Genomic DNA, 19,841 nt, shown 5'->3' on the forward strand with positions numbered 1-19,841 from the left:
AATTCCAGACCCGGATTAGCCGGTTAATCCAACGACAATCCCTTCTCGGAGTCAGGCTTTCGCACGATGAAATACCGGCCCCGCTACCCCCGGATCTTTGACGATCTCGATACCGCCAGGGAATACCTCACCGGCTATGTGCACTGGTACAGCACCGATCACAAACACTCCGGTATCGCGCTGTTCTCACCATCACAAGTCCACGACGGCTCGTGGACAGAGCTCTGGGACAAACGCGACAAAGTCCACCAGGACTACTACGAACGACACCCAGGAAGGTTCCGCCAACGACCCACCACACCGGCCCCCGCCACATACGTCGGGATCAACCTCCCCCAGACCAAACACCCCACAAAATAGCCCAGTGACTCCACACAGCTTGACAATTCTCGAGCGTCCCGCCAAAACCCCATATAAGTGAGCGGGCGTCCCGCCAAAACCCCATATAAGTGAGCGGGGGTCCCGCCAAAACCCGATATAAGTGAGCGGGCGTCGGAGTCGCCCCGAACCCGCTCGACCCCCTCTCGCAAGGCGGCGCGGGCTAAGGCAAGCTTGGTCCAGGACCGGCTGCGCGGCGGGACACGGAACGGAGTGAGGAGAGCGCATGGTGGGGCACTTTGACACGGTGGACGAGTACATCGCGTCGCAGCCAGACGAGGTGCAACCCATTCTTCAGGAGATCCGACGGCGGGCCCTGGCAGCCGTGCCCGGAGCCGAGGACCGGATCAGTTACGGCATCCCCACGATCACTCTCAACGGCCACTACGTGGTGTACTTCGCGGCCTGGAAGCACCATATTTCCGTCTACCCAGTGCCCGACGCCGACGAGGACTTCGAGCGGGAAATCGCTCCTTTCCGGGCGGCCAAGGGCACGTTGAAATTCCCTCTGGGGAAGCCGATGCCTTACGAACTCATCGAAAAAGCGGCGACGCTGCTGGCTGAACGCGAGCGGGAAAGGGGCTGGTACTGACAATCGGGCTGCTCGGGGGTACGGTACAGCCATGCGCCGCGATGAGCTTGAGCACGCCATCCGGGCCGCTACGGATATCATTCACGGCGACCGGGTGATCGTGATCGGCAGCCAGTCAATTCTGGGATCCTTCACGGAGGACCAGCTACCTGCGGCGATCACCATGTCGGATGCCGTCGACATAGCCCCTTTTTCCGACGACGACGCCGGCACGCTTGCGGACAGCCTCGACTCCGCCCTTGGTGAGTGGTCGCCCTTCCACAAGGAGTTCGGGTTCTATGTCCAGGCGGCCGAAAGGGAGACTGCGGTGCTCCCGGAGGACTGGGAGTACCGCCTCGTCGGTGTGCGCAATGAGCGGACCCGGAACAGCACCGGGCTTTGCCTGGATCCCTACGATCTCTGCGCGGCGAAGCTCATTGCGGCACGCCCCAAGGACCATGCATTCGTTCTGGCACTCATTGAGTCATCCCTCATCGACCGCGTCCGGCTCGTGGACAGAATCCGGCTGATCGACCCATCCGAGCCCCGCCGGGATGCGGCTTTGTCCTGGACCATGTCCGTTTGACGCGAAGGAGCAAGGTAATGACCAAGGTAGTGGCGTTCATGTCGATGTCCCTCGACGGATACGTGGCGGACCTCGCGGACGGCGTCGACAAGGTCTTCGACTGGTACTTCGCAGGCGATGTCGACGTCCCCACCTTCAACCCCGCCTTCACATTCCATGTTTCCCAAGCGAGCGCCGAATACCTGCGGACTTTGATGGGCGAGGTAGGGGCGATGCTCACCGGGCGACGCACGTCAGACCGCGCCGACGCTTGGGGGGGCCAGCACCCGTTCGGCGTGCCTGCGTACGTCGTGACTCATCAAATGCCCGAAGGGTGGCCCCGCTCCGACTCCGCGGTGCATTTCGTCACCGACGGGCTGGAAAGCGCTGTGGCGCAGGCAAAGGCAGCGGCCGGCAACAAGATCGTCGGCATGCACGGGCCAGACACCATTCGGCAGTGCCTCGACGCTGGCCTGCTCGACGAGATCCGCGTCGACCTGGTTCCGCTGCTGCTCGGATCCGGTATCCGGCTGTTCGATCGCGTTGAGAACGCGCCGGTCACTTTGGGCAACCCGACCGTCGTCGAGGGCGTGGGCGTCACTCACCTGAGCTATCCGGTCCTCAACTCGTAGCCCCTTGGCGATGTCGGCGTCACGCTGGACAGGTTTTTGGGTCCGTATCATTAGCCAAGCCGCGGAATTCCGGGGTGGTTCAACCCACAGAAATCCAAAAAGTTGCGTGGCGTGGCGCGCCCACCAAGCCCCCGCGCAAAAATTACCCCGAGTGCGCCTCCAGGAACGCGTACACCTCGGTCTCGTCGACGCCGGGGAAGGCACCTGGCGGCATGGCGGCCAGCAGGTGCGAGTGGGCGCGGGCGGACGGCCAGGCGTTGCCTGCCCAGGATGAAGCCAACGACGCCGGCGGCCGCTTGCAGCAGTTCGGGTCCGGACACGTCGAAGTAGCCCGCGCCGTCGTCTCCCTCCCGCGGAACCACTTCACGTGCTGGTACGGCACGCCGATACTCAGCGAAAACTCCCCCGCCGCCGAGCGCTCGGTTCGGGCCGTGCACCAATAGGTACCGGAGACGGTGTCGGTGTATTGGCTGTAGGCGCTGAACTTGTCCGGAACATCGAACACGGCCCGCGAAGTCCACGCCTTGCACGCCGGTTGGCCCTCGATGGCGCCGGTATGGTCCTGGGGGAAGGCCACGCCGTCGTTCTCGTAAGCCTTGTAGATGATGCCGCTCTGGTGGGTCTTCTGGAAGTGCGTCGTGATGCCCAGGTGCTTCGTGGCCAGGTTGGTGAAGCGGTGAGCCGCGGTTTCGTAAGAGACGGCAAAGGCGTCCCGGATATCCTCGACGGCGATCTCCTTGGCGGCCTTCGCCTTCTGGAGGAACTCCAGGGTGGCGTGTTCAGGCAGGAGGAGCGCCGCGGCGAAGTAGTTGGTGGCGACGCGCTGCGCTAGGAAATCGCCGTAGTTCTTGGGCGTCTCGTGGCCCAGGACGTAGTGGCCCAACGCCTGCAGGAGGACCGAACGGGGATCGTGGTCCTGCCGCTGGCTCTGCATGAGATAAATTCGGTGATTCTTAAGATCGGTCACCGAACGGGTGGAATGGGGCAGGTCGCCCACGTGGTGCAGCGTGAAACCGAGGTGATCCGCGATGTCCGCAATGACGTGCTGGCTCAGCGGGCCGGAGGTGTACCCGACGCCTTTGAGCACCTTCTGGGCTTCAGCCTCGTACTCCGGAAAATAGTTGCCGCGCTCACGCATCATGGCACGTAGTTCACCGTTCGCGCGGCGGGCCTCTTCCGGCGTCGCGATTTGCTCATTGAGCCTGCGCTCAAGCTCCTGCAGGAGACCTATTTGCGACTCCAGAACATCGAGCGGAAGCCGCGCGCTGACGCGGATTTTCGGTAAGTTCAGCGACTCGTAGAGGGGCCCTCGCTGGTACCGTTCCAGCTCGATTTCCAAGGCGGCGCGGCGGCTGGGCGGTTCTGCCCCGAGCAACTGGTCGATGCCGACATTCAGGGCCGCAGCGAGCTGCTTCAGCAACCCCAGTTTGGGCTCGCGCTTGCCGTTCTCAATGAGGCTCAGCTGGCTGGGGGCGGTCCCGACGGCGGCGCTCACGTCGTCGAGGGTCAGCCCGGCCTGCTTGCGCAGATACCGCACGCGGCGGCCGAGGCTGATGACGTCCAGTTCGGCGTCAGGGGCGGACGACGACGACGGCGGTACTTCGCGGTTCCAGCTCACAGGTGACATTTCTTGAGCATACGCGAAGAAGTGCATTTCTTTCCATGCTTTTTATCTAGCAAGTCCCTTGGAAGTACTGAAAAGTAAGAACTACGGAAACCCCGGCCGACCGGAACTGCAAAGGCGCAGCGAAGATCGGCCGGGGCTACATACACAGCAACACGCCAAAGTAGCGTCAAAGGAGACAGACAATGACCGCAGCATTTGAACCAGAGCAGCCCACCTCCGCTCAGCAGGCCGCCGCACTGGAGCTCGAATGGGCTGCCAACCCGCGTTGGGAAGGCGTCACCCGCGATTACTCCGCCACCGACGTCGTCCGCCTCCGCGGCCGCGTCTCCGAAGAACACACCCTGGCCAGGCGCGGCTCCGAGAAGCTGTGGAAGCAGCTCAGCGAGGAGCACAAGGAAGGCAAATACACCAACGCCCTCGGTGCGCTGACCGGCAACCAGGCCGTGCAGCAGGTCAAGGCCGGCCTGCGGGCCATCTACCTTTCCGGCTGGCAGGTCGCCGCCGACGCCAACAACTCCGGCCACACCTACCCGGACCAGTCGCTCTACCCGGCCAACTCGGTCCCCACCGTGGTCCGCCGCATCAACAACGCCCTGCTCCGCGCCGACCAGATCGAATTCTCCGAAGGCATCCAGACCGTCGAGGACTGGCTTGTCCCGATCGTCGCCGACGCCGAAGCCGGTTTCGGCGGCCCGCTGAACGCCTACGAACTCATGAAATCCATGATCCAGGCCGGCGCCGCGGGCGTGCACTGGGAAGACCAGCTCGCCTCCGAAAAGAAATGCGGCCACCTCGGCGGAAAGGTACTCATCCCCACCCAGCAGCACGTCCGGACCCTGAACGCCGCCCGTCTCGCGGCCGACGTCGCGGGCACCCCTTCGGTGATCATCGCCCGCACCGACGCCGAGGCAGCCACCCTGATCACCTCCGACGTCGACGAGCGCGACCAGGAATTCGTCACAGGCGAACGTACCCCGGAGGGCTTCTACAAGGTCCGCAACGGCATCGAACCCTGCATCGCCCGCGCCAAGGCCTACGCCCCGTATTCGGACCTCATCTGGATGGAAACGGGCACCCCGGACCTCGAGCTGGCCCGCAAGTTCGCCGAGTCCGTCAAGGCCGAGTTCCCGGACCAGATGCTCTCCTACAACTGCTCGCCGTCGTTCAACTGGCGCAAGCACCTGGACGACGCCACGATCGCCAAGTTCCAGCGTGAACTCGGTGCCATGGGCTTCACGTTCCAGTTCATCACCCTGGCCGGCTTCCACGCCCTGAACTACTCGATGTTCGACCTCGCCCACGGCTACGCCCGTGAAGGCATGAGCGCCTACGTCGAACTCCAGGAAAAGGAATTCGCCTCCGAGTCCCGCGGCTACACCGCAACCAAGCACCAGCGCGAAGTCGGCACCGGCTACTTCGACGACATCGCAACTGCGCTCAACCCGAACGCATCCACCCTGGCCCTGGTGGGATCCACCGAAGAAGGCCAGTTCCACTAGCCCATTCCGACGGCGGCGGGCTCGGTTGCGAACCGTCCGGCCTGCGGACCGGCACCCGCGCAGCCAGCGGTTGGGGCCGAAAAAGGCAATCCTCCGCGTGCTATTCCCCATCCCCGTCCTATGGCCTCGCAAAGCTCGGCCGAGGACGGAGACAGGGCCCCTTTTACGCACGCTTCCGGATCACCTTTCCCGGCCGTTCTGCGCTCGGCGACTGGCACACCAGGCCGGAGGAGCCGGTATCGCGGCAGCCTGCGTAAAAGGGGCCCTGCGTCCCGGTCCGTCCTCGCTCAGCGAGGTCGAAACCGGGACGTGGGGAATAGCAGGCAGAGCGGTGCCGGTCCGAAGGGCCGGACGCAACCACCGCAGGCACCAAACCAAAGCCACGCACCGAACCCAGCACCCGCCGTCGAACATTTGCTTCTCTGAGGAGAGATTGAGATGAACAGCTTCACTGACAGTTACACGATCAACGGCATCACGCTGACCGCCCAGCCCATCCACCGGCAGAACGAGGTTCTTACCCCGGATGCCCTCGAGTTCGTGGCAACCCTGCACCGCGCCACGGCGGAGCGCCGCCAGGAGCTGATGCAGGCGCGGCACACCCGCCGCGGCCAGATCGCCAGCGGACAGGATCCGCGGTTCCTTCCGGAGACAGCAGAAATCCGCAACGATCCGAACTGGCGCGTCGCTCCCCCGGCACCCGGCTTGGAAGATCGCCGCGTGGAAATCACCGGACCGGTTGACCGGAAGATGACGATCAACGCGCTCAACTCCGGCGCCAAGGTGTGGCTGGCCGACATGGAAGACTCTTCCACCCCCACGTGGCGCAACGTCATCCAGGGCCAGCTGAACCTCACCGATGCCCTGGAACGCCGGATCGACTTCACCTCCCCGGAGGGCAAGGAGTACAAGCTCCGTGCCGCCGAGGATCTGCCGACCATCGTGGTCCGGCCCCGCGGCTGGCACCTGCCGGAGAAGCACATGCTCATCGACGGGAAGCCCGTTGCCGGCGGCGTGGTTGACTTCGGCTTGTTCTTCTTCCACAACGCACGCCGCCTGCTCGCACAGGGCAAGGGCCCGTACTTCTACCTGCCCAAGATCGAGAGCCGCCTGGAGGCCCGCCTCTGGAACGACATCTTCATCCTGGCCCAGGACCTGCTCGGCATCCCGCAGGGCACCATCCGCGCCACGGTGCTGATCGAGACCATCACCGCGGCGTTCGAGATGGAGGAGATCCTGTACGAGCTGCGCGATCACGCCTCGGGCCTGAACGCCGGCCGCTGGGACTACATCTTCTCCGTGATCAAGAACTTCCGCACCCGCGGCCCCCGCTTCGTGTTGCCGGACCGCGCCCAGGTCTCCATGACCCAGCCGTTCATGCGCTCCTACACCGAGCAGCTGGTCCGGGCCTGCCACCGCCGCGGCGCCATGGCGATCGGCGGCATGGCCGCTGCCGTTCCCAACCGCAAGGACGAGGCCGCCAACACGGCAGCGTTCGAGAAGGTCCGCGCGGACAAGACCCGCGAGGCCGGCGACGGCTTCGACGGTTCCTGGGTCGCGCACCCGGACCTGGTTCCGGTGTGCCGCGAAGTGTTCGACGGCGTACTCGGCGACCGTCCGAACCAACTGGACCGCTCGCGCGAGGATGTCACCCCGGACGACCGTGCCCTGATCGACATCGCCTCCACCGAGGGCACCATCACCGAGACCGGCATCCGGAACAACATCGAGGTCGGCATCCGCTACATCGAGTCCTGGCTGCGCGGCAACGGCGCCGTCGCCATCCACAACCTGATGGAGGACGCGGCAACGGCGGAGATCTCCCGTTCACAGCTGTGGCAGTGGATCTACTCCCACGCCATCACCGACACCGGCGAGCTCATCAGCCGCGAATGGGTCACCGAGCTGCTGGACGAAGAGTTCGCACGCCTGGAACGCTTCGACGACGACCGCTTCAACGATGCCCGCAGCATCTTCGAGGAAGTCACCCTCGCCGAGGAGTTCCCCACCTTCCTGACCATCCCGGCCTACGCCCGCTACCTCACCGAAGCCCGCGAGGAAGCCACCAAGGAAGAACTCGTAGCCGCTTAGTCCCACCGGCTCCCGAACCTCGCTCCGCTCGGCTCGGGTCCCTCGCCGGCGTGGGCCCACCCACCGGCTCGTCGCTGGGCTGCCTGCACTCTTCGCAACAAGTGACCCCGATGGCCGGGGAGGCAGCCCAGCGACGGATCCCCTCCCCACCCAACTGACTCGCAGTTGTTGTCGTTTTGAAGCCTCGTAACGACAACAACTGCGAGTCAGTTGGGTGTACGACGACGGCGGCGCGCACCTAGCGTTGCCGCGCCACCCAGCGCACCGAGAGGGTGGTGCAGACGCAGAACGCGGCGACCGAGCCAAGGATCACCAGAAGCGGCACGGTCCAGCCGCCGGAGATGCTGTGCACGTAGCCAATGATGGTGGGAGCCAGGGCCGCGAAGCAGTAACCCACCCCTTGCACGACGGCGGACATCTTGCCCGCAGAGGCTTGGTCGCGGGCGAACTTGATGATGGCGATGAAGATGACCGTGATGCCGCCACCCTGCGCCACTCCACCGAGGGACGACCACAGCCACCACCAGCCCGGGGCCAGCAACAGACCCAGGGGCACAGTGAGCCACAAGGCACCCAAGGTGGCCGCAACCGCCGTCGTACTGGCGAAACGGGCGAGAAGCGGCACCCCGAGGCCACCCACAATCGCGAAAATCTGGAAGAGCGACGATCCCGCGCCGGCTTGCGCTGTGCCCATGCCAAGCTCATCGGCCAGGAAGCTTGGGAGCCACGCCGTCACGCCGTAGTACGAAAACGCCTGGCCGGCGAAGCCGAGGGTCAGGCCAACGGTCAGCCAGCCAACACCGGAAGCCTTGCCGCCCCGCGACCCCTCGACGGCCGGAACCGCTGCCGGAACGAACGCGCTGCGGGCGCCGACGGTAGGAATCCAGAACAGGATGGCCGCCAGGGCCAGAAGGGCACTTGCCGCGAGGGCAAGCCGCCAGCCCACGAGTTCGGCGAGCGGGGCAGTGGCCACCGAAGTCAGGAAGGACCCGATATTCAGCGCCGCCGTGTACACACCCATCGCGGTTGCCTGGCGTCGCGGCGCGAAGTCCCGGCGGATGATGAGCGGCACTGCGATGTTGCCGATAGTGATGGCGAGGCCGATGAGGACGGTGCCCACCATGACCGGAACACCGCCGCCGCTGGAGCGGATCACGACGCCGGCCAGCACACCCACAAGCGTGAGCATCACCGCGAATTCGGCGCCGAACCTGCGTCCAGCCATTGAGGCCAGCGGCGCGGCGAGGGAGAAGCAGAGCACGGGAATGCCCGTCAGCAGCCCGAGTTCCACGGGCGAGAATCCAAGATCCCGTTTCAGGGAATCCACCACTGGCGCCACCGCGACGAAGGGTCCCCGCATGTTGAGGGCGATGAGGCCGATGCACGCGAGGATCAGCCAGCCGCGTGGGACCTTGGCGAGGAATTGGCCGGTCATGTGGCGCACTGAAGGGCGGGGAAAGTAGGCATCACCTTCATTGCTATCACGGCATGCCGCGCCGGAACGCCAAAAGTCCCCCGTCAGCCCGTTGCTTGGAGCGTGGCTTCAATCACGGCCGGAGACAAAACGTGCTGGGTGACCATCTGGCTCGCGCCGAGGATCGCGGCCTGGTCGCCCGCCATCGAGATGCCGATGCGCAGGTGCGAGGTGGCCAACGGAAGGGAGCGCCGGTAGACAACTTCGCGGATTCCGGCCACGAGGTGCTCGCCGGCCTCCCCCACGCTGCCGCCGATGACGATCATCGAAGGGTTAAGCAGATTCACTACCGTTGCCAGGACGTCGCCGACGTCGCGTCCGGCCTGCCTAAGCGCCTGGATGGCCTGGAGGTTTCCCTCGGCTACGAGTCGCAGCACGTCGCCGCCGTTGGTAGCCGCCAGGCCTTGGGCTTGCAGCTGGCGCGCGATGGCGGGTCCGGAGGCGAGTGCTTCAAGGCAGCCATAGTTCCCGCAACGGCACAGGACGTCGTCGCCGCGGGGAACCCGGACATGGCCGAGGTCCCCGGCCGTGCCGTTGGCGCCGCGCTGCAGCTCACCGCTGCTGATGATGCCGGCGCCTATGCCCGTGGCGATTTTGATGAAGAGCAGATTGTCGTGGTCCGGCCAATACGCTGTGCGTTCGCCCAGGGCCATGATGTTGACGTCGTTGTCCACCAGGACCGGAACCGGCAGCGAGCGCTGCATGTAACGGACCACGTCGAATCCGTCCCAGCCGGGCATGATCGGCGGCTTGACGGGCCTGCCGGTGTCGTGTTCCACGGGGCCGGGCAGTCCGATGCCGATCCCGGCAAGGTCCTCAAGGTTGCGGCCGGCTTCGGCGAGGAGTTCCCGCCCTGCCGCCACCACCCTGCCGAGCACCACATCGGGACCGTCAGCGACTTCCTGCGCGAGGCGGCGCTCGGCCAGGACTGTTCCACCGAGATCGGTGACCGCGACGATCACGTGCGTCGCTCCGACGTCGACCGCCAAGACAACGCGGGCCGCAGGGTTGAAGGCAAAGCGCGACGGCGGCCTGCCGCCACTGGAGCTTGCCTCACCGGCAGGGCCCACTAGTCCGGAGTTCATGAGGGCGTCGATGCGCGACGCGACCGTGGAGCGGGCCAGCCCGGTGGTGAGGGCGAGTTCGGCCCGGGTTCGTGCCTGGCCGTCGCGAAGCAGCTGAAACAGATCTCCCGCACGCGAAAGGCTTCCGGCGTCCTGTACGGAGCCGTCCTTGCCGGGCTCTTTTCCGGGTGCTGAGGTCATGCATCAGTGATAGCACGATTGCTTATGCGTGTCACGCAGCAAAAGATTGTCGACTGATTTTCAACTTTTGCTTGCTCATCGTCAAAAGTCGTCGTAGGTTGTTTGTGAGAAGGGTCACGTAGCCCGCAAAGCCACGCTGACACTCAGAGACTCCGTTTACGAAGAGGTAACTGATCTTGTCCAGCCAGTCACAGGCAGCACCTTTAGGATCACCACGGCCCCTCGGCGTCGGCATCCTTGGCGCCGGCCCGGTCACCCAAGCAATCCACCTTCCTTCCCTCGCCCGGCTCCGGAACATCCTGGAAGTCCGCCACATCATGGACGTCGACGCAGCGGTTGCCGAATCGGTCGCAGCCCGCGTTGGAGCCAACTACAGCACCAGCATGGACGCGCTCCTGGGTGATCCCGACGTCGACATCGTGGCCATCTGCAGCCCCCACCAATTCCACGCGGACCAGGTCATCGCCGCATGCCGTGCAGGAAAGAAAGCCGTCCTCTGCGAAAAGCCCTTCGCCATGAGCGGCGAAGAGGCGGCCCGGATTTCCGCGGTCAGCGAGGAAACCGGCGTGCCGATCATCGTAGGCGCCATGCACACCTTCGATCCCGGCTGGCTCGCAGCCGAAGCCAACTGGGGCGATCTCCCCGAGAACGTCCACACCATCCGCTCTTCCATCGTCCTTCCGCCCAATGCCCGCTTCGAAGACTTCGCCACCGAAATCATCACCCGGCCCGCAGGCGGCACCCCTGACTACAGCGACGTCGAGGTCATCAAGAACGCCCTCCGCGGCGGAATCATGGGACTCGCCATCCACGACCTTCCGCTCGTGCGCCGCTTTACCCCGGATTTCGAAGACCTGGAAGTGCTGCAGGCACGCCACGTGCGCCCCTTCGGTTACGTGATTTCCCTTCGTTCCGGAAAACAGGGTGCAGGTGACCGGATTATCGAGCTCAGGGCAGCCATGAACAAGACGTGGAAGCCCGAATGGGCCTTCGAAGCGATCTCTGACGACGCGGCCCTTCGCGTGGACTTCACCCCTTCCTACGTGCAGGCGGGTTCCGCCGTCGCAACCATCACCCGCGGCACCACGAGCACAACGTACGGACCGTTCGAGCACAACGGCTATGAAGGCGAATGGCGCGAACTCGCCCAACTGGCCCTCGGAACGAAGCAACCGCCGTCCGCCGAAAGCCTCATCAATGACCTCACGTTCGCGATAGCCATTGCCGACGCCACAGTAGATGAGGCGGCAGCCGAGCATACCCAGCACGCAAACAGCCATGCAGGAGCCCGCTCATGAGCCCCCAGTACACGGTCACCGCCACCCCGCAGGCCGAAGAGAGCGGCGCCGTGGCACTCGCGGTCGCTTCGCTTCCGGCGAGCTTCGGCCCCGGAAATGACGCGACGCCGGCAGACGCCGCACGGATTTCCGCCGTCGACGGCGCCCCGGGCTGGACCACCGAGGCAATCAAAGCGATCGACGGCGGAGCGTCGGGCATCGTCGTCGTCAATCCTGTTCCGGAAAGCACCGCCGCCCTGCTCAACGCCGCTTCAGCCTCCGGCGTCGCGGTTGTCCTGGACCAGCGCTGGGCGTCGAACCCCGGTCTCGCCGGAGCCGAAGACGCCGTCCGCTCGGTAGCCGGCCGCGCCGCCATGCTGGACACGGTCGCGACGGCCGCGGCAGGCACGGATCCGGAACGGCTGCTCACCGAGCATCTCGCCGCCGTCGTGCGCGTCACCGGACAACTGGACGCGCTTCGCCTCCTGCGCCGAGGCACGCACGGCTACACGGCTTCCGGGCGGCTCGCCAACGGCGCTCCGGTTTCACTACAAGGCGTGCTGAGCAACTCCCGGCCCGCCGGCGTCGACTTCCGCCTCTACACCGACGACGGCGGTGTCAGCATCACGGTTCCTGAGCCGCTTGCCGCCTGGCCGACGGAGGTCCGGGCCACCGGACCCCAAGGAGAAATCCTCCTGCCCACGCTTTACGAATCCGCGCACCGCACCACCTGGCGCCGGCTCAAGGAACACCTCGACGCCGGCACTCTCCCCTCCGACCTCGCCGGCTTTGCGCGGCTGACGGAATCCATCGCGCACCTGACCTGAACCCGAGCTCTTCAACTACGCAACCAGCACCATCGAGCAAAACAGAGCACCAAGCAATCATTAGCCTTCTCGACGACGAGCCGGACCGCACCGAACGCGCAGACCACGCAGCGGTCCCGAAAGGAATCATCATGAATGTTCAGTCCGAAGCCAGCCGCAATTTCTCCCGCAGGGGTTTCCTCGGCCTCACGGCGGCAGCAGCGGCTGTCCCTCTGCTTGCGGCTTGCGGGGGCGGCTCCAGCTCGAGCTCCGCCGGCGGCGCCATCAAGTTCTGGGACATGCCGTGGGCCACCCCGGCCTATAACGATGCCGCGAAGAAGATCACCGAGTCCTACGCCCCGACTGGCAGCAACGGCAAGGCCGGTTACCAGATCATTCAGTGGAACAACTTTTACCAGACCTTCTCCTCGGCCATTGCGTCCAAGACCGGTCCTGCGGTGTCCACTGGTGGCGGTTTCCAGGCGTTCCAGTTCGACCAGCAGGGCCAGATCGCCTACGCGGACAAGGTCATCGACTCGCTGAAGAAGAACGGCCAGTTCGACGACTTCCTGCCCGGCGTACTGGACCCGTTCAAGTCGGACAAGGGCTACGTCGCCGTTCCGTGGCAGCTGGACATGCGCGTCTTCTGGTACCGCAAGTCCCTCTTCGACCAGGCCGGCGTCGCACTGCCCACCGACTGGGCCTCGCTGCTTGACGCAGGCAAGGCGCTGAAGAAGATCGGCGCCTTCGGCTTCGCCACCGGGTCCGGCGCCGGCAACAACATCGGCAACCACTCGATGATCATGATGATGGTCAACAACGGGGGTGGCGTCTTCACCAAGGACGGCCAGCTGGACGTCATGAACGACCGGAACGTCGAAGCCACGGAGTACCTCCTGGAACTGGTCTCCAACGGCATCATCGACCCCGCAGCAGTCAGCTACACCACGGACAACCTCAACGCGCAGTGGAAGGACAAGAAAGCCGCCTTCGGCCCGTACGTCCTGGGCGTGCCGGCTCGCGTCGGCGACACCTCCGGCGACATCATGGTGGCCAGTCCGATTGCAGGCCCGCACGGCGACAAGCACGGATTGGTGTTCCCGAACAACATCATGATGTACAAGAACACCCCGTCCCAGGAATCCTCCGAGGCCTTCCTGACCTACTACATGGGACAGCTCAAGGAGCTGTGGCGCCAGAAGCTCATGAACGCCCTGCCGGTATTCAAATCCATCACGGAAATGCCCGAATTCACGAGCGACGCCAACAACGTCAAGATCGTCAAGGAATGGCAGCCCATCGCGAAGACCTTCGCCGCGCAAGGCACCTCGCTCAACGCCAACCTGGCTGTCCTCGACGGCGGCCAGGCACTCAACCAGTTCACCCAGACCATCCTCACCGGCAAGACCGACGCCAAGACGGCGCTCACGGCCTTCAAGACCGGCCTCGAATCCGTCATCAAGAAGTAAAGCCGTCGCCATGACATCCACCACAACACAGTCCGGCCTCGCCCGGGCCCGTCGGGGGCTTGCTCCCGGCGGGTCCGGCGGCGGGTCCCTGAACCGCAAGAGCAAACTTTCGGGGCAGACCAAGCGGACGTTCTTCTGGCTCCTGCTGCCCTCGGTCATCCTGCTCGTCCTGATCCACGGCTACCCACTGGTCTACGCCGGCGTCCAGGCCACCCACGACGGCTCCCTGATCGACACGGGCAACTTCGTCGGCGTCGACAACTTCGGCCATGTCCTGACATCCCCGGCCTTCTGGAAGGCCGCCCAGTTCACCCTGTGGTTCACCATCGTCGGCGTCTTCGGCTCCTGGCTGGTTGGCCTGGGCCTGGCCCTGCTGCTGCGCACCAAAATCCCGGCGGGCGGGACCTTCAAGGTCCTCCTCCTCCTGCCCTGGGTGGTTCCGATCGTGGTCTCCTCGACCGCCTGGAACTGGCTCGTCGCCACCCCGGACAGCCTCATCCCCTCCATCTTCCGGAACCTCGGACTGGGCACGCCCCTGTTCCTGGCGGACCCCCACCTGGCCGCGGTCATGGTCATGGTGTTCAAGGTCTGGGTCAGCTTCCCCTTCATGATGATGATGATTTCGGCAGCACTGGCCTCGGTAGACACCACCGTCTATGAAGCCGCCAGCATGGACGGTGCCAGCAAATGGCAGCAGTTCACCCAGATCACCCTGCCGCTGATCGCCCGCTCCACCTACATCAGCTGGATTCTGATGACGATCTTCTGCGTCAACGACTTCCCCACCATCTACCTCCTCACCGGCGGCGGCCCTGTTGACGCCACTACCTCCCTCGTGGTCCTGGCCTACCGCACGGTCTTCCAGGACTTCCAGACCGGTCCCGGCGTTGCCATCGCCTTCCTCATGACCCTCACCCTCGTCGTCGTGTCGGTCTTCCTGTACCGCCAGATCCGAAAGTCGAGCGTCGAATAATGAGCGCAGTACTCCACGCCCACCCCGAATCCGGACCCGCGCTCGGTGTCGCGGGACCCGAAAAATCCCGCCGCGTCCTCTCCGAAGCAGGCATGCGCGGACGCTGGTGGCGGTTCGTCCTGATCCTGGCCATCACCGCCATCGTCCTGGTCCCCATCATGGTCACCGTGGTCCTGGCCCTCACCCCGGGCCCCAACAGCACCGCGACCGGCCTCACCCTGGAGAACCTCAGCAACGTCTTCTCCGAGACCCTGGCCGCCACCTGGCTCAAGAACAGCCTCATCACCACCGTCAGCACCGTGATCGTCGCCGTCGCCGTGGCCGCACCCGCCGGCTATGTCCTCTCCCGCGGCCGATCCAGGGCCGTCTCCGGCTACTCCCTGCTGCTGTTCGTCATGCAGTCCCTGCCGATCATCACGTCCGTGGTGCCGCTGTTCATCCTGTTCGCAGGCCTGGGACTCGTGGACAACCTCATGGGACTGATCATTATCTACGTCGGCTCGACAATGACTGTGGCCACGTGGATGATGGCGGCATACTTCGATTCCATCCCGGTCAGCCTCGAGGAGGCCTCGTGGATCGACGGCTGCTCAGTGTTCGGATCGTTCACGAAGGTAGTGCTGCGCAATTCCCTGCCCGGCATCCTGTCCACGGCCATCTTCGCCTTCCTCCTGGCCTGGAACGACTACCTTGTCGCCATCGTGTTCCTGCGCTCCAACGAAATCTTCACCCTCCCCATGGGCGTCCAGTCGTTCTTCCAGCAAAACCAGACCGACTGGTCCGGCGTCATGGCCCTCGCGGTCATCATGATGCTCCCACCGATCATCGTCTTCGCCACCCTGAACAAATACTTCAGCGTCGGCGGCATCGGCGGATCCCTCGCCGGCCGCTAACGGCCGCTATATGCCTCGCATCGCACGCAACTGACAACGCAAAGGAAAACCATGTCTTACTCCATCCAGCTGTATACCCTGCGCAACGCCATGCAGGAAGACCTGCCGGGCACCATCAAGAAGGTTGCCGAGATCGGTTACACGCAGGTTGAACCCTACAATTTCGTGGCCACGGCCAAAGAACTGGGCACTGCCTTGAAGGAGAACGGGCTGAGTGCCCCGTCCGGCCATGCGCCGCTGCTGAGCCAGGACCAGGACGAGATCTTCGCCGCCGCCAAGGAACTCGGCATCAGCACGGTCATTGATCCCTACCTGCCTGCCGAGCACTGGCAGAAGGCCGAGGACATCCAGGCCACCGCGGCCAAGCTCAACGCCGCAGCGAAGAAAGGCGCCGAATACGGCATCCGCGTCGGCTACCACAACCATGCCTGGGAGCTTGAGTCCACCATCGAGGGCCAGACCGCCCTGGAGTACTTTGAGGGACTGCTGGATCCGGAACTGGTCCTGGAAGTCGACACCTACTGGGCCTCGGTCGGCGGCCAGAACCCCGTTGAACTGCTCGCCCGCCTCGGTGACCGCGTGAAGTTCATCCACATCAAGGACGGCCCCGGCACCACGGACACCAAGGCCCAGCTTCCGGCGGGCCAGGGCACCATCCCGGTGCTCGACGTCGTTGCTGCCGCAAAGTCCCTCGAAGTCGGCGTCGTTGAGTTCGACGACTACGCCGGCGACATCTTCGAAGGCATCGCCGAAAGCCTCGCCTTCCTCAACGCAGCACAGGAAGTGAACGCATGAGCGCCGCAACACACCAGACCACCCCTTCCACCCGACGGGGACCCGTGGGCGTCGCGGTGATCGGCGCGGGCAACATCAGCAAGGCCTACCTGGACAACCTGACGGTTTTCCCGGACCTGAAGGTCCACGTCATCGCCGACCTGTTCGAGGACGCCGCGGAAGCGCGGGCCAAGGAATACGGCGTCCCCGGGTGGGGCGGGGTGGACGCGGCGCTGAACCATCCCGACGTCGAGATCATCGTGAACCTGACCATCCCGGCAGCGCACGTCGAGGTGGCCACGGCCGCCGTGAACGCCGGCAAGCACGTCTGGACCGAGAAGCCGTTCTCCCTGGACCGCGAATCCGGGCTGGCCCTGCTCAAGACGGCCGACGCCGCGGGCATCCGCCTGGGCTGCGCACCTGACACCTTCCTGGGCGCGGGGCTGCAGACTGCCCGCCGGATCATCGAACGCGGTGACATCGGCACCCCGCTGACCGCCCTGACCATGTTCCAGACCCCCGGCCCGGAGTCCTGGCACCCGAACCCGGCGTTCCTCTTCGCCCACGGCGCGGGTCCGCTCTTCGACATGGGCCCGTACTACGTCACCGCGCTCGTGCAGGCCTTCGGCTCGGTCCGCAAGGTCGCCGCCGTCGGGTCCAAAGCCAAGGACGTCCGCGTGGTCGGTTCCGGGCCCAAGGCCGGGGAGGAATTCCCCGTCGAGGTCCCCACCCACGTGTCCGCGATGCTCCAGTTCGAGGGCGGCGCCTCTTCGCACAGCGTCTTCAGCTTCGAGTCCCCCCGCCTGCGGATGGGTTTCGTGGAGATCACCGGCACCGAGGGCACCCTGGAGCTCCCGGACCCGAACTACTTCGACGGCGACCTCAAGCTCTGGCGCGCGGGAGCCGAAGAAGCGGAAACCATTCCCGCCACGGGACCGGCCAACGGCCGCGGCATGGGGGTGCTGGACATGGCCCGGTCCCTGCGCGCCGGTGTCCCGCACCGCGCCCAGGGAGCCCTCGCCTACCACGTGGTCGATACCCTGGTTTCCATTTCCGAGTCCGCCGAAACCGGCACCTTTGTAGGCGTCGACAGCTCCGCCGTGACCTCCCAGGCCCTCCCCGAGGACTGGGACCCGATGGCCGCCACCCTCTAGGAACCCACTCATGACCAGCTCCGCCCCCACCCCCACCACCCCGCACCACGGCGCCTCCCCGGAGGGGAGCAGCGCGGGCAAGAAAACCCTGGGTGTTGCCGCGATCGGCTACGCGTTCATGGGCAAAGCCCATTCCAACGCGTGGCGGAACGTGGGCAGCTTCTTCGACGTTCCGGCCTTCGAGCAGAAAGTGCTCGTGGGCCGGGACCCGGAACAGGTCGCCCGGGCCGCGGCCAGGTACGGGTGGAGCGAGTCCGCCACGGACTGGCGCTCCGTCCTGGAGCGCGACGACGTCCATATCGTGGATATCTGCGCCCCGGGCTGGATGCACGCCGAGATCGCCATCGCGGCGCTGGAAGCGGGCAAGCACGTGCTCGTGGAGAAGCCCCTCGCGAACACCCTGGCCGAGGCCGAAGCGATGACGGATGCCGCGCGTGCCGCCCGGGCGCGCGGCATCCAGTCCATGATCGGCTTCAACTACCGCCGGGTACCGGCCCTGGCCCTGGCGAAGGAGCTGATCGCCGAGGGCAGGCTGGGCACGGTCCGGCACGTCCGCGCCGCCTACCTGCAGGACTGGCTCGTGGACCCGGACTCCCCGATGACCTGGCGGCTGAACAAGGAAACCGCCGGATCCGGTGCGCTGGGCGACATCGCCTCCCACGCGATCGACCAGGTCCTCTTCCTGCTCGGGGACACGGTCACCGAGGTCTCCGGCCGGCTGCACACCTTCGTGGACAGCCGTCCCGGGCCGGACGGTCCGGAACAAGTCACGGTCGACGACGCCGCCTGGGCCACGCTGACCCTTGCCTCCGGGGCGGTCGCCTCGGTGGAAGTCTCCCGCATGGCCACGGGCCGGAAGAACTCGCTCACGATGGAAATCTACGGCGACAAGGGCTCGCTCCTGTTCGACCTGGAATCCATCAACGAACTGGGTTTCATGGACGCCACGGTGCCCGTCAGGGAGCAGGGCTTCCGACGAATCCTGGTCAACGAGCCCGACCACCCCTACATGGACGCCTGGTGGCCCCAAGGCCACGTGATCGGCTGGGAGCACACCTTCACCCACGAAATCCGCGACTTCCTGACCGCTGTGGCGACCGGAACCCCGCCCACACCCTCCTTCGAGGACGGGCTCGCCGTCCAGCAGGTCCTGGCCGCCATCGAAGAATCCGCCGACGCCAAGAGCGCCATCATCCAGGTCGCCGCCCACCGACCATAACCGGCCACTGAGCACCCCGGCCTTCCGTTTTCCCCTCCCCCCGAAATCTTTCCCAAGGAGAACCAATGCCCCGCCCGTACACCTTGTTCACCGGCCAGTGGGCCGACCTGCCCTTCGAGGAAGTCGCCCGCCTGGCCTCCGGCTGGGGCTATGACGGCCTGGAAATCGCCGTGTCCGGTGACCACCTGGACGCCTGGCGCTGGGACGAACCCGGCTACGTCGAATCCAAACTCGCCATCCTGGACAAATACAACCTCAAGGTCTGGGCCATTTCCAACCACCTCAAGGGCCAGGCCGTGTGCGATGACCCCATCGACTTCCGCCACCAAGCCATCGTCGGGGCCAAGGTCTGGGGCGACGGGGACCCCGAAGGCGTCCGCGCCCGCGCAGCCGAGGAAATGAAACACACCGCCCGCCTCGCCCGCGCGCTCGGCGTGGACACCGTCGTCGGGTTCACCGGCTCCTCCATCTGGCAATACGTCGCCATGTTCCCGCCCGTCCCCGAAAAAGTCATCGAGGCCGGCTACCAGGACTTCGCGGACCGCTGGAACCCCATCCTGGACGTCTTCGACGAATGCGGGGTCCGCTTCGCCCACGAAGTCCACCCCTCCGAGATCGCCTACGACTACTGGACCACCGTGCGGACTTTGGAAGCGATCGGGCACCGGGAAGCGTTCGGCCTGAACTGGGACCCCTCGCACTTCATGTGGCAAGGCATCGACCCCGTCTCCTTCATCTGGGACTTCAAGGACCGGATCTACCACGTGGACTGCAAGGACACCAAGCTGCGCCCCACCGGCCGGAACACCGTCATGGGCTCCCACCTGCCCTGGGGCGACCCGCGCCGGGGCTGGGACTTCGTCTCCGCCGGACGCGGCGACGTGCCCTGGGAATCTTCCTTCCGGGCCCTCACCGCGATCGGCTACAACGGTCCGATCTCCGTGGAATGGGAAGACGCCGGCATGGACCGCCTCCACGGCGCCCCCGAAGCCCTCGCCGCCCTCAAAAAATACGACTACCCACCTTCACAAACCAGATTCGACGCCGCCTTCAGCCAGGACTAACCCTCCGTTTAGCGCGAGTTGGCAAAAGATGACCCCAAAATCCGATTTTGCGGGCATCTGCTGCCAACTCGCGCCCCGATTCGCCCACAACGAAAGGTCATCCGCATGTC

Annotated in this window: 17 protein-coding genes and 1 pseudogene; 15 read left to right on the forward strand and 3 right to left on the reverse strand. The window is 65.3% G+C overall.

Annotated features, from left to right (window positions below):
- Window positions 1-42: 42 nt before the first annotated feature.
- From ABD742_RS20080 to ABD742_RS20095, 4 genes and pseudogenes are all read left to right on the forward strand, one after another.
- Window positions 43-360: pseudogene (locus ABD742_RS20080) on the forward strand (integrase core domain-containing protein); the annotation flags it as partial.
- A 244-nt stretch (window positions 361-604) separates the two neighbouring features.
- On the forward strand, window positions 605-970 hold the full coding sequence (locus ABD742_RS20085) for an iron chaperone (protein ID WP_234752570.1): 366 nt from the start codon (window positions 605-607) through the stop codon (window positions 968-970).
- A 31-nt stretch (window positions 971-1,001) separates the two neighbouring features.
- Window positions 1,002-1,535 carry a DUF6036 family nucleotidyltransferase gene (locus tag ABD742_RS20090; RefSeq protein WP_234752571.1) on the forward strand — a complete coding sequence of 178 codons (534 nt, stop codon included), beginning with the start codon at window positions 1,002-1,004 and terminating at the stop codon, window positions 1,533-1,535.
- 17 nt (window positions 1,536-1,552) lie between these two features.
- A complete protein-coding gene (locus ABD742_RS20095; RefSeq protein WP_234752573.1) occupies window positions 1,553-2,146 on the forward strand; it encodes a dihydrofolate reductase family protein in 594 nt (197 codons plus the stop codon).
- A 142-nt stretch (window positions 2,147-2,288) separates the two neighbouring features.
- On the opposite strand, the gene ABD742_RS20100 is transcribed toward ABD742_RS20095, so the two are convergent.
- Window positions 2,289-3,800: an XRE family transcriptional regulator gene (locus ABD742_RS20100; protein ID WP_234752574.1), complete on the reverse strand. Its 1,512-nt coding sequence runs from the start codon at window positions 3,798-3,800 to the stop codon at window positions 2,289-2,291.
- 155 nt (window positions 3,801-3,955) lie between these two features.
- On the opposite strand from ABD742_RS20100, the gene aceA reads away from it, so the two are divergent.
- Both aceA and aceB read left to right on the forward strand, forming a co-directional pair.
- Window positions 3,956-5,272 carry an isocitrate lyase gene (gene aceA / locus ABD742_RS20105; protein WP_234752575.1) on the forward strand — a complete coding sequence of 439 codons (1,317 nt, stop codon included), beginning with the start codon at window positions 3,956-3,958 and terminating at the stop codon, window positions 5,270-5,272.
- Window positions 5,273-5,710: 438 nt separating this feature from the next.
- The gene (gene aceB / locus ABD742_RS20110) at window positions 5,711-7,363 is read left to right on the forward strand and encodes a malate synthase A (protein WP_234752576.1); all 1,653 of its coding nucleotides are present in this window, start codon (window positions 5,711-5,713) and stop codon (window positions 7,361-7,363) included.
- A 238-nt stretch (window positions 7,364-7,601) separates the two neighbouring features.
- Here aceB and ABD742_RS20115 read toward each other — a convergent pair whose 3' ends face one another.
- Window positions 7,602-8,798: an MFS transporter gene (locus ABD742_RS20115; protein ID WP_234752577.1), complete on the reverse strand. Its 1,197-nt coding sequence runs from the start codon at window positions 8,796-8,798 to the stop codon at window positions 7,602-7,604.
- Window positions 8,799-8,881: 83 nt separating this feature from the next.
- Entirely contained in the window at window positions 8,882-10,102 is a 1,221-nt protein-coding gene (locus tag ABD742_RS20120) for an ROK family transcriptional regulator (protein ID WP_234752578.1), read from the reverse strand.
- Window positions 10,103-10,278: 176 nt separating this feature from the next.
- Between ABD742_RS20120 and ABD742_RS20125 the strand changes: the two genes are divergently transcribed.
- From ABD742_RS20125 to ABD742_RS20165, 9 genes are all read left to right on the forward strand, one after another.
- Window positions 10,279-11,400, forward strand: a complete 1,122-nt coding sequence (locus ABD742_RS20125) for a Gfo/Idh/MocA family protein (protein WP_234752579.1) — start codon at window positions 10,279-10,281, stop codon at window positions 11,398-11,400.
- On the forward strand, window positions 11,397-12,206 hold the full coding sequence (locus ABD742_RS20130) for a hypothetical protein (RefSeq protein WP_234752580.1): 810 nt from the start codon (window positions 11,397-11,399) through the stop codon (window positions 12,204-12,206). The genes ABD742_RS20125 and ABD742_RS20130 overlap by 4 nt, the downstream gene beginning before the upstream one ends.
- A gap of 131 nt (window positions 12,207-12,337) precedes the next feature.
- On the forward strand, window positions 12,338-13,654 hold the full coding sequence (locus tag ABD742_RS20135) for an ABC transporter substrate-binding protein (protein ID WP_234752582.1): 1,317 nt from the start codon (window positions 12,338-12,340) through the stop codon (window positions 13,652-13,654).
- Window positions 13,655-13,664: 10 nt separating this feature from the next.
- Window positions 13,665-14,627 carry a carbohydrate ABC transporter permease gene (locus ABD742_RS20140; protein ID WP_234752584.1) on the forward strand — a complete coding sequence of 321 codons (963 nt, stop codon included), beginning with the start codon at window positions 13,665-13,667 and terminating at the stop codon, window positions 14,625-14,627.
- Complete coding sequence (locus tag ABD742_RS20145) at window positions 14,627-15,520, forward strand: carbohydrate ABC transporter permease (RefSeq protein ID WP_234752586.1); 894 nt, start codon at window positions 14,627-14,629, stop codon at window positions 15,518-15,520. The genes ABD742_RS20140 and ABD742_RS20145 overlap by 1 nt, the downstream gene beginning before the upstream one ends.
- Window positions 15,521-15,571: 51 nt before the next feature.
- Window positions 15,572-16,315, forward strand: coding sequence for a sugar phosphate isomerase/epimerase family protein (locus ABD742_RS20150; RefSeq protein ID WP_234752587.1), 744 nt, complete (start codon window positions 15,572-15,574; stop codon window positions 16,313-16,315).
- A complete protein-coding gene (locus tag ABD742_RS20155) occupies window positions 16,312-17,448 on the forward strand; it encodes a Gfo/Idh/MocA family protein (RefSeq protein ID WP_234752589.1) in 1,137 nt (378 codons plus the stop codon). The genes ABD742_RS20150 and ABD742_RS20155 overlap by 4 nt, the downstream gene beginning before the upstream one ends.
- A 10-nt stretch (window positions 17,449-17,458) precedes the next feature.
- Window positions 17,459-18,667 carry a Gfo/Idh/MocA family protein gene (locus tag ABD742_RS20160; protein ID WP_268819357.1) on the forward strand — a complete coding sequence of 403 codons (1,209 nt, stop codon included), beginning with the start codon at window positions 17,459-17,461 and terminating at the stop codon, window positions 18,665-18,667.
- 65 nt (window positions 18,668-18,732) lie between these two features.
- Entirely contained in the window at window positions 18,733-19,731 is a 999-nt protein-coding gene (locus ABD742_RS20165) for a sugar phosphate isomerase/epimerase family protein (protein ID WP_234752591.1), read from the forward strand.
- Window positions 19,732-19,841: the final 110 nt, after the last annotated feature.

Origin of the sequence: Arthrobacter ramosus (assembly GCF_039535095.1) — a bacterium.
GTDB lineage: Bacteria > Actinomycetota > Actinomycetes > Actinomycetales > Micrococcaceae > Arthrobacter > Arthrobacter ramosus.

Bases quoted from the DNA above. Each gene is read 5' to 3' on its own strand.
- ABD742_RS20165 (WP_234752591.1), top strand. From the start codon at position 18,733: ATGCCCCGCCCGTACACCTTGTTCACCGGCCAGTGGGCCGACCTGCCC.
- ABD742_RS20100 (WP_234752574.1), bottom strand. From the start codon at position 3,800: ATGCACTTCTTCGCGTATGCTCAAGAAATGTCACCTGTGAGCTGGAAC.
- ABD742_RS20140 (WP_234752584.1), top strand. From the start codon at position 13,665: ATGACATCCACCACAACACAGTCCGGCCTCGCCCGGGCCCGTCGGGGG.
- aceA (WP_234752575.1), top strand. From the start codon at position 3,956: ATGACCGCAGCATTTGAACCAGAGCAGCCCACCTCCGCTCAGCAGGCC.
- ABD742_RS20085 (WP_234752570.1), top strand. From the start codon at position 605: ATGGTGGGGCACTTTGACACGGTGGACGAGTACATCGCGTCGCAGCCA.
- ABD742_RS20115 (WP_234752577.1), bottom strand. From the start codon at position 8,798: ATGACCGGCCAATTCCTCGCCAAGGTCCCACGCGGCTGGCTGATCCTC.
- ABD742_RS20095 (WP_234752573.1), top strand. From the start codon at position 1,553: ATGACCAAGGTAGTGGCGTTCATGTCGATGTCCCTCGACGGATACGTG.
- aceB (WP_234752576.1), top strand. From the start codon at position 5,711: ATGAACAGCTTCACTGACAGTTACACGATCAACGGCATCACGCTGACC.
- ABD742_RS20120 (WP_234752578.1), bottom strand. From the start codon at position 10,102: ATGACCTCAGCACCCGGAAAAGAGCCCGGCAAGGACGGCTCCGTACAG.
- ABD742_RS20090 (WP_234752571.1), top strand. From the start codon at position 1,002: ATGCGCCGCGATGAGCTTGAGCACGCCATCCGGGCCGCTACGGATATC.
- ABD742_RS20135 (WP_234752582.1), top strand. From the start codon at position 12,338: ATGAATGTTCAGTCCGAAGCCAGCCGCAATTTCTCCCGCAGGGGTTTC.
- ABD742_RS20155 (WP_234752589.1), top strand. From the start codon at position 16,312: ATGAGCGCCGCAACACACCAGACCACCCCTTCCACCCGACGGGGACCC.
- ABD742_RS20145 (WP_234752586.1), top strand. From the start codon at position 14,627: ATGAGCGCAGTACTCCACGCCCACCCCGAATCCGGACCCGCGCTCGGT.
- ABD742_RS20130 (WP_234752580.1), top strand. From the start codon at position 11,397: ATGAGCCCCCAGTACACGGTCACCGCCACCCCGCAGGCCGAAGAGAGC.
- ABD742_RS20160 (WP_268819357.1), top strand. From the start codon at position 17,459: ATGACCAGCTCCGCCCCCACCCCCACCACCCCGCACCACGGCGCCTCC.
- ABD742_RS20150 (WP_234752587.1), top strand. From the start codon at position 15,572: ATGTCTTACTCCATCCAGCTGTATACCCTGCGCAACGCCATGCAGGAA.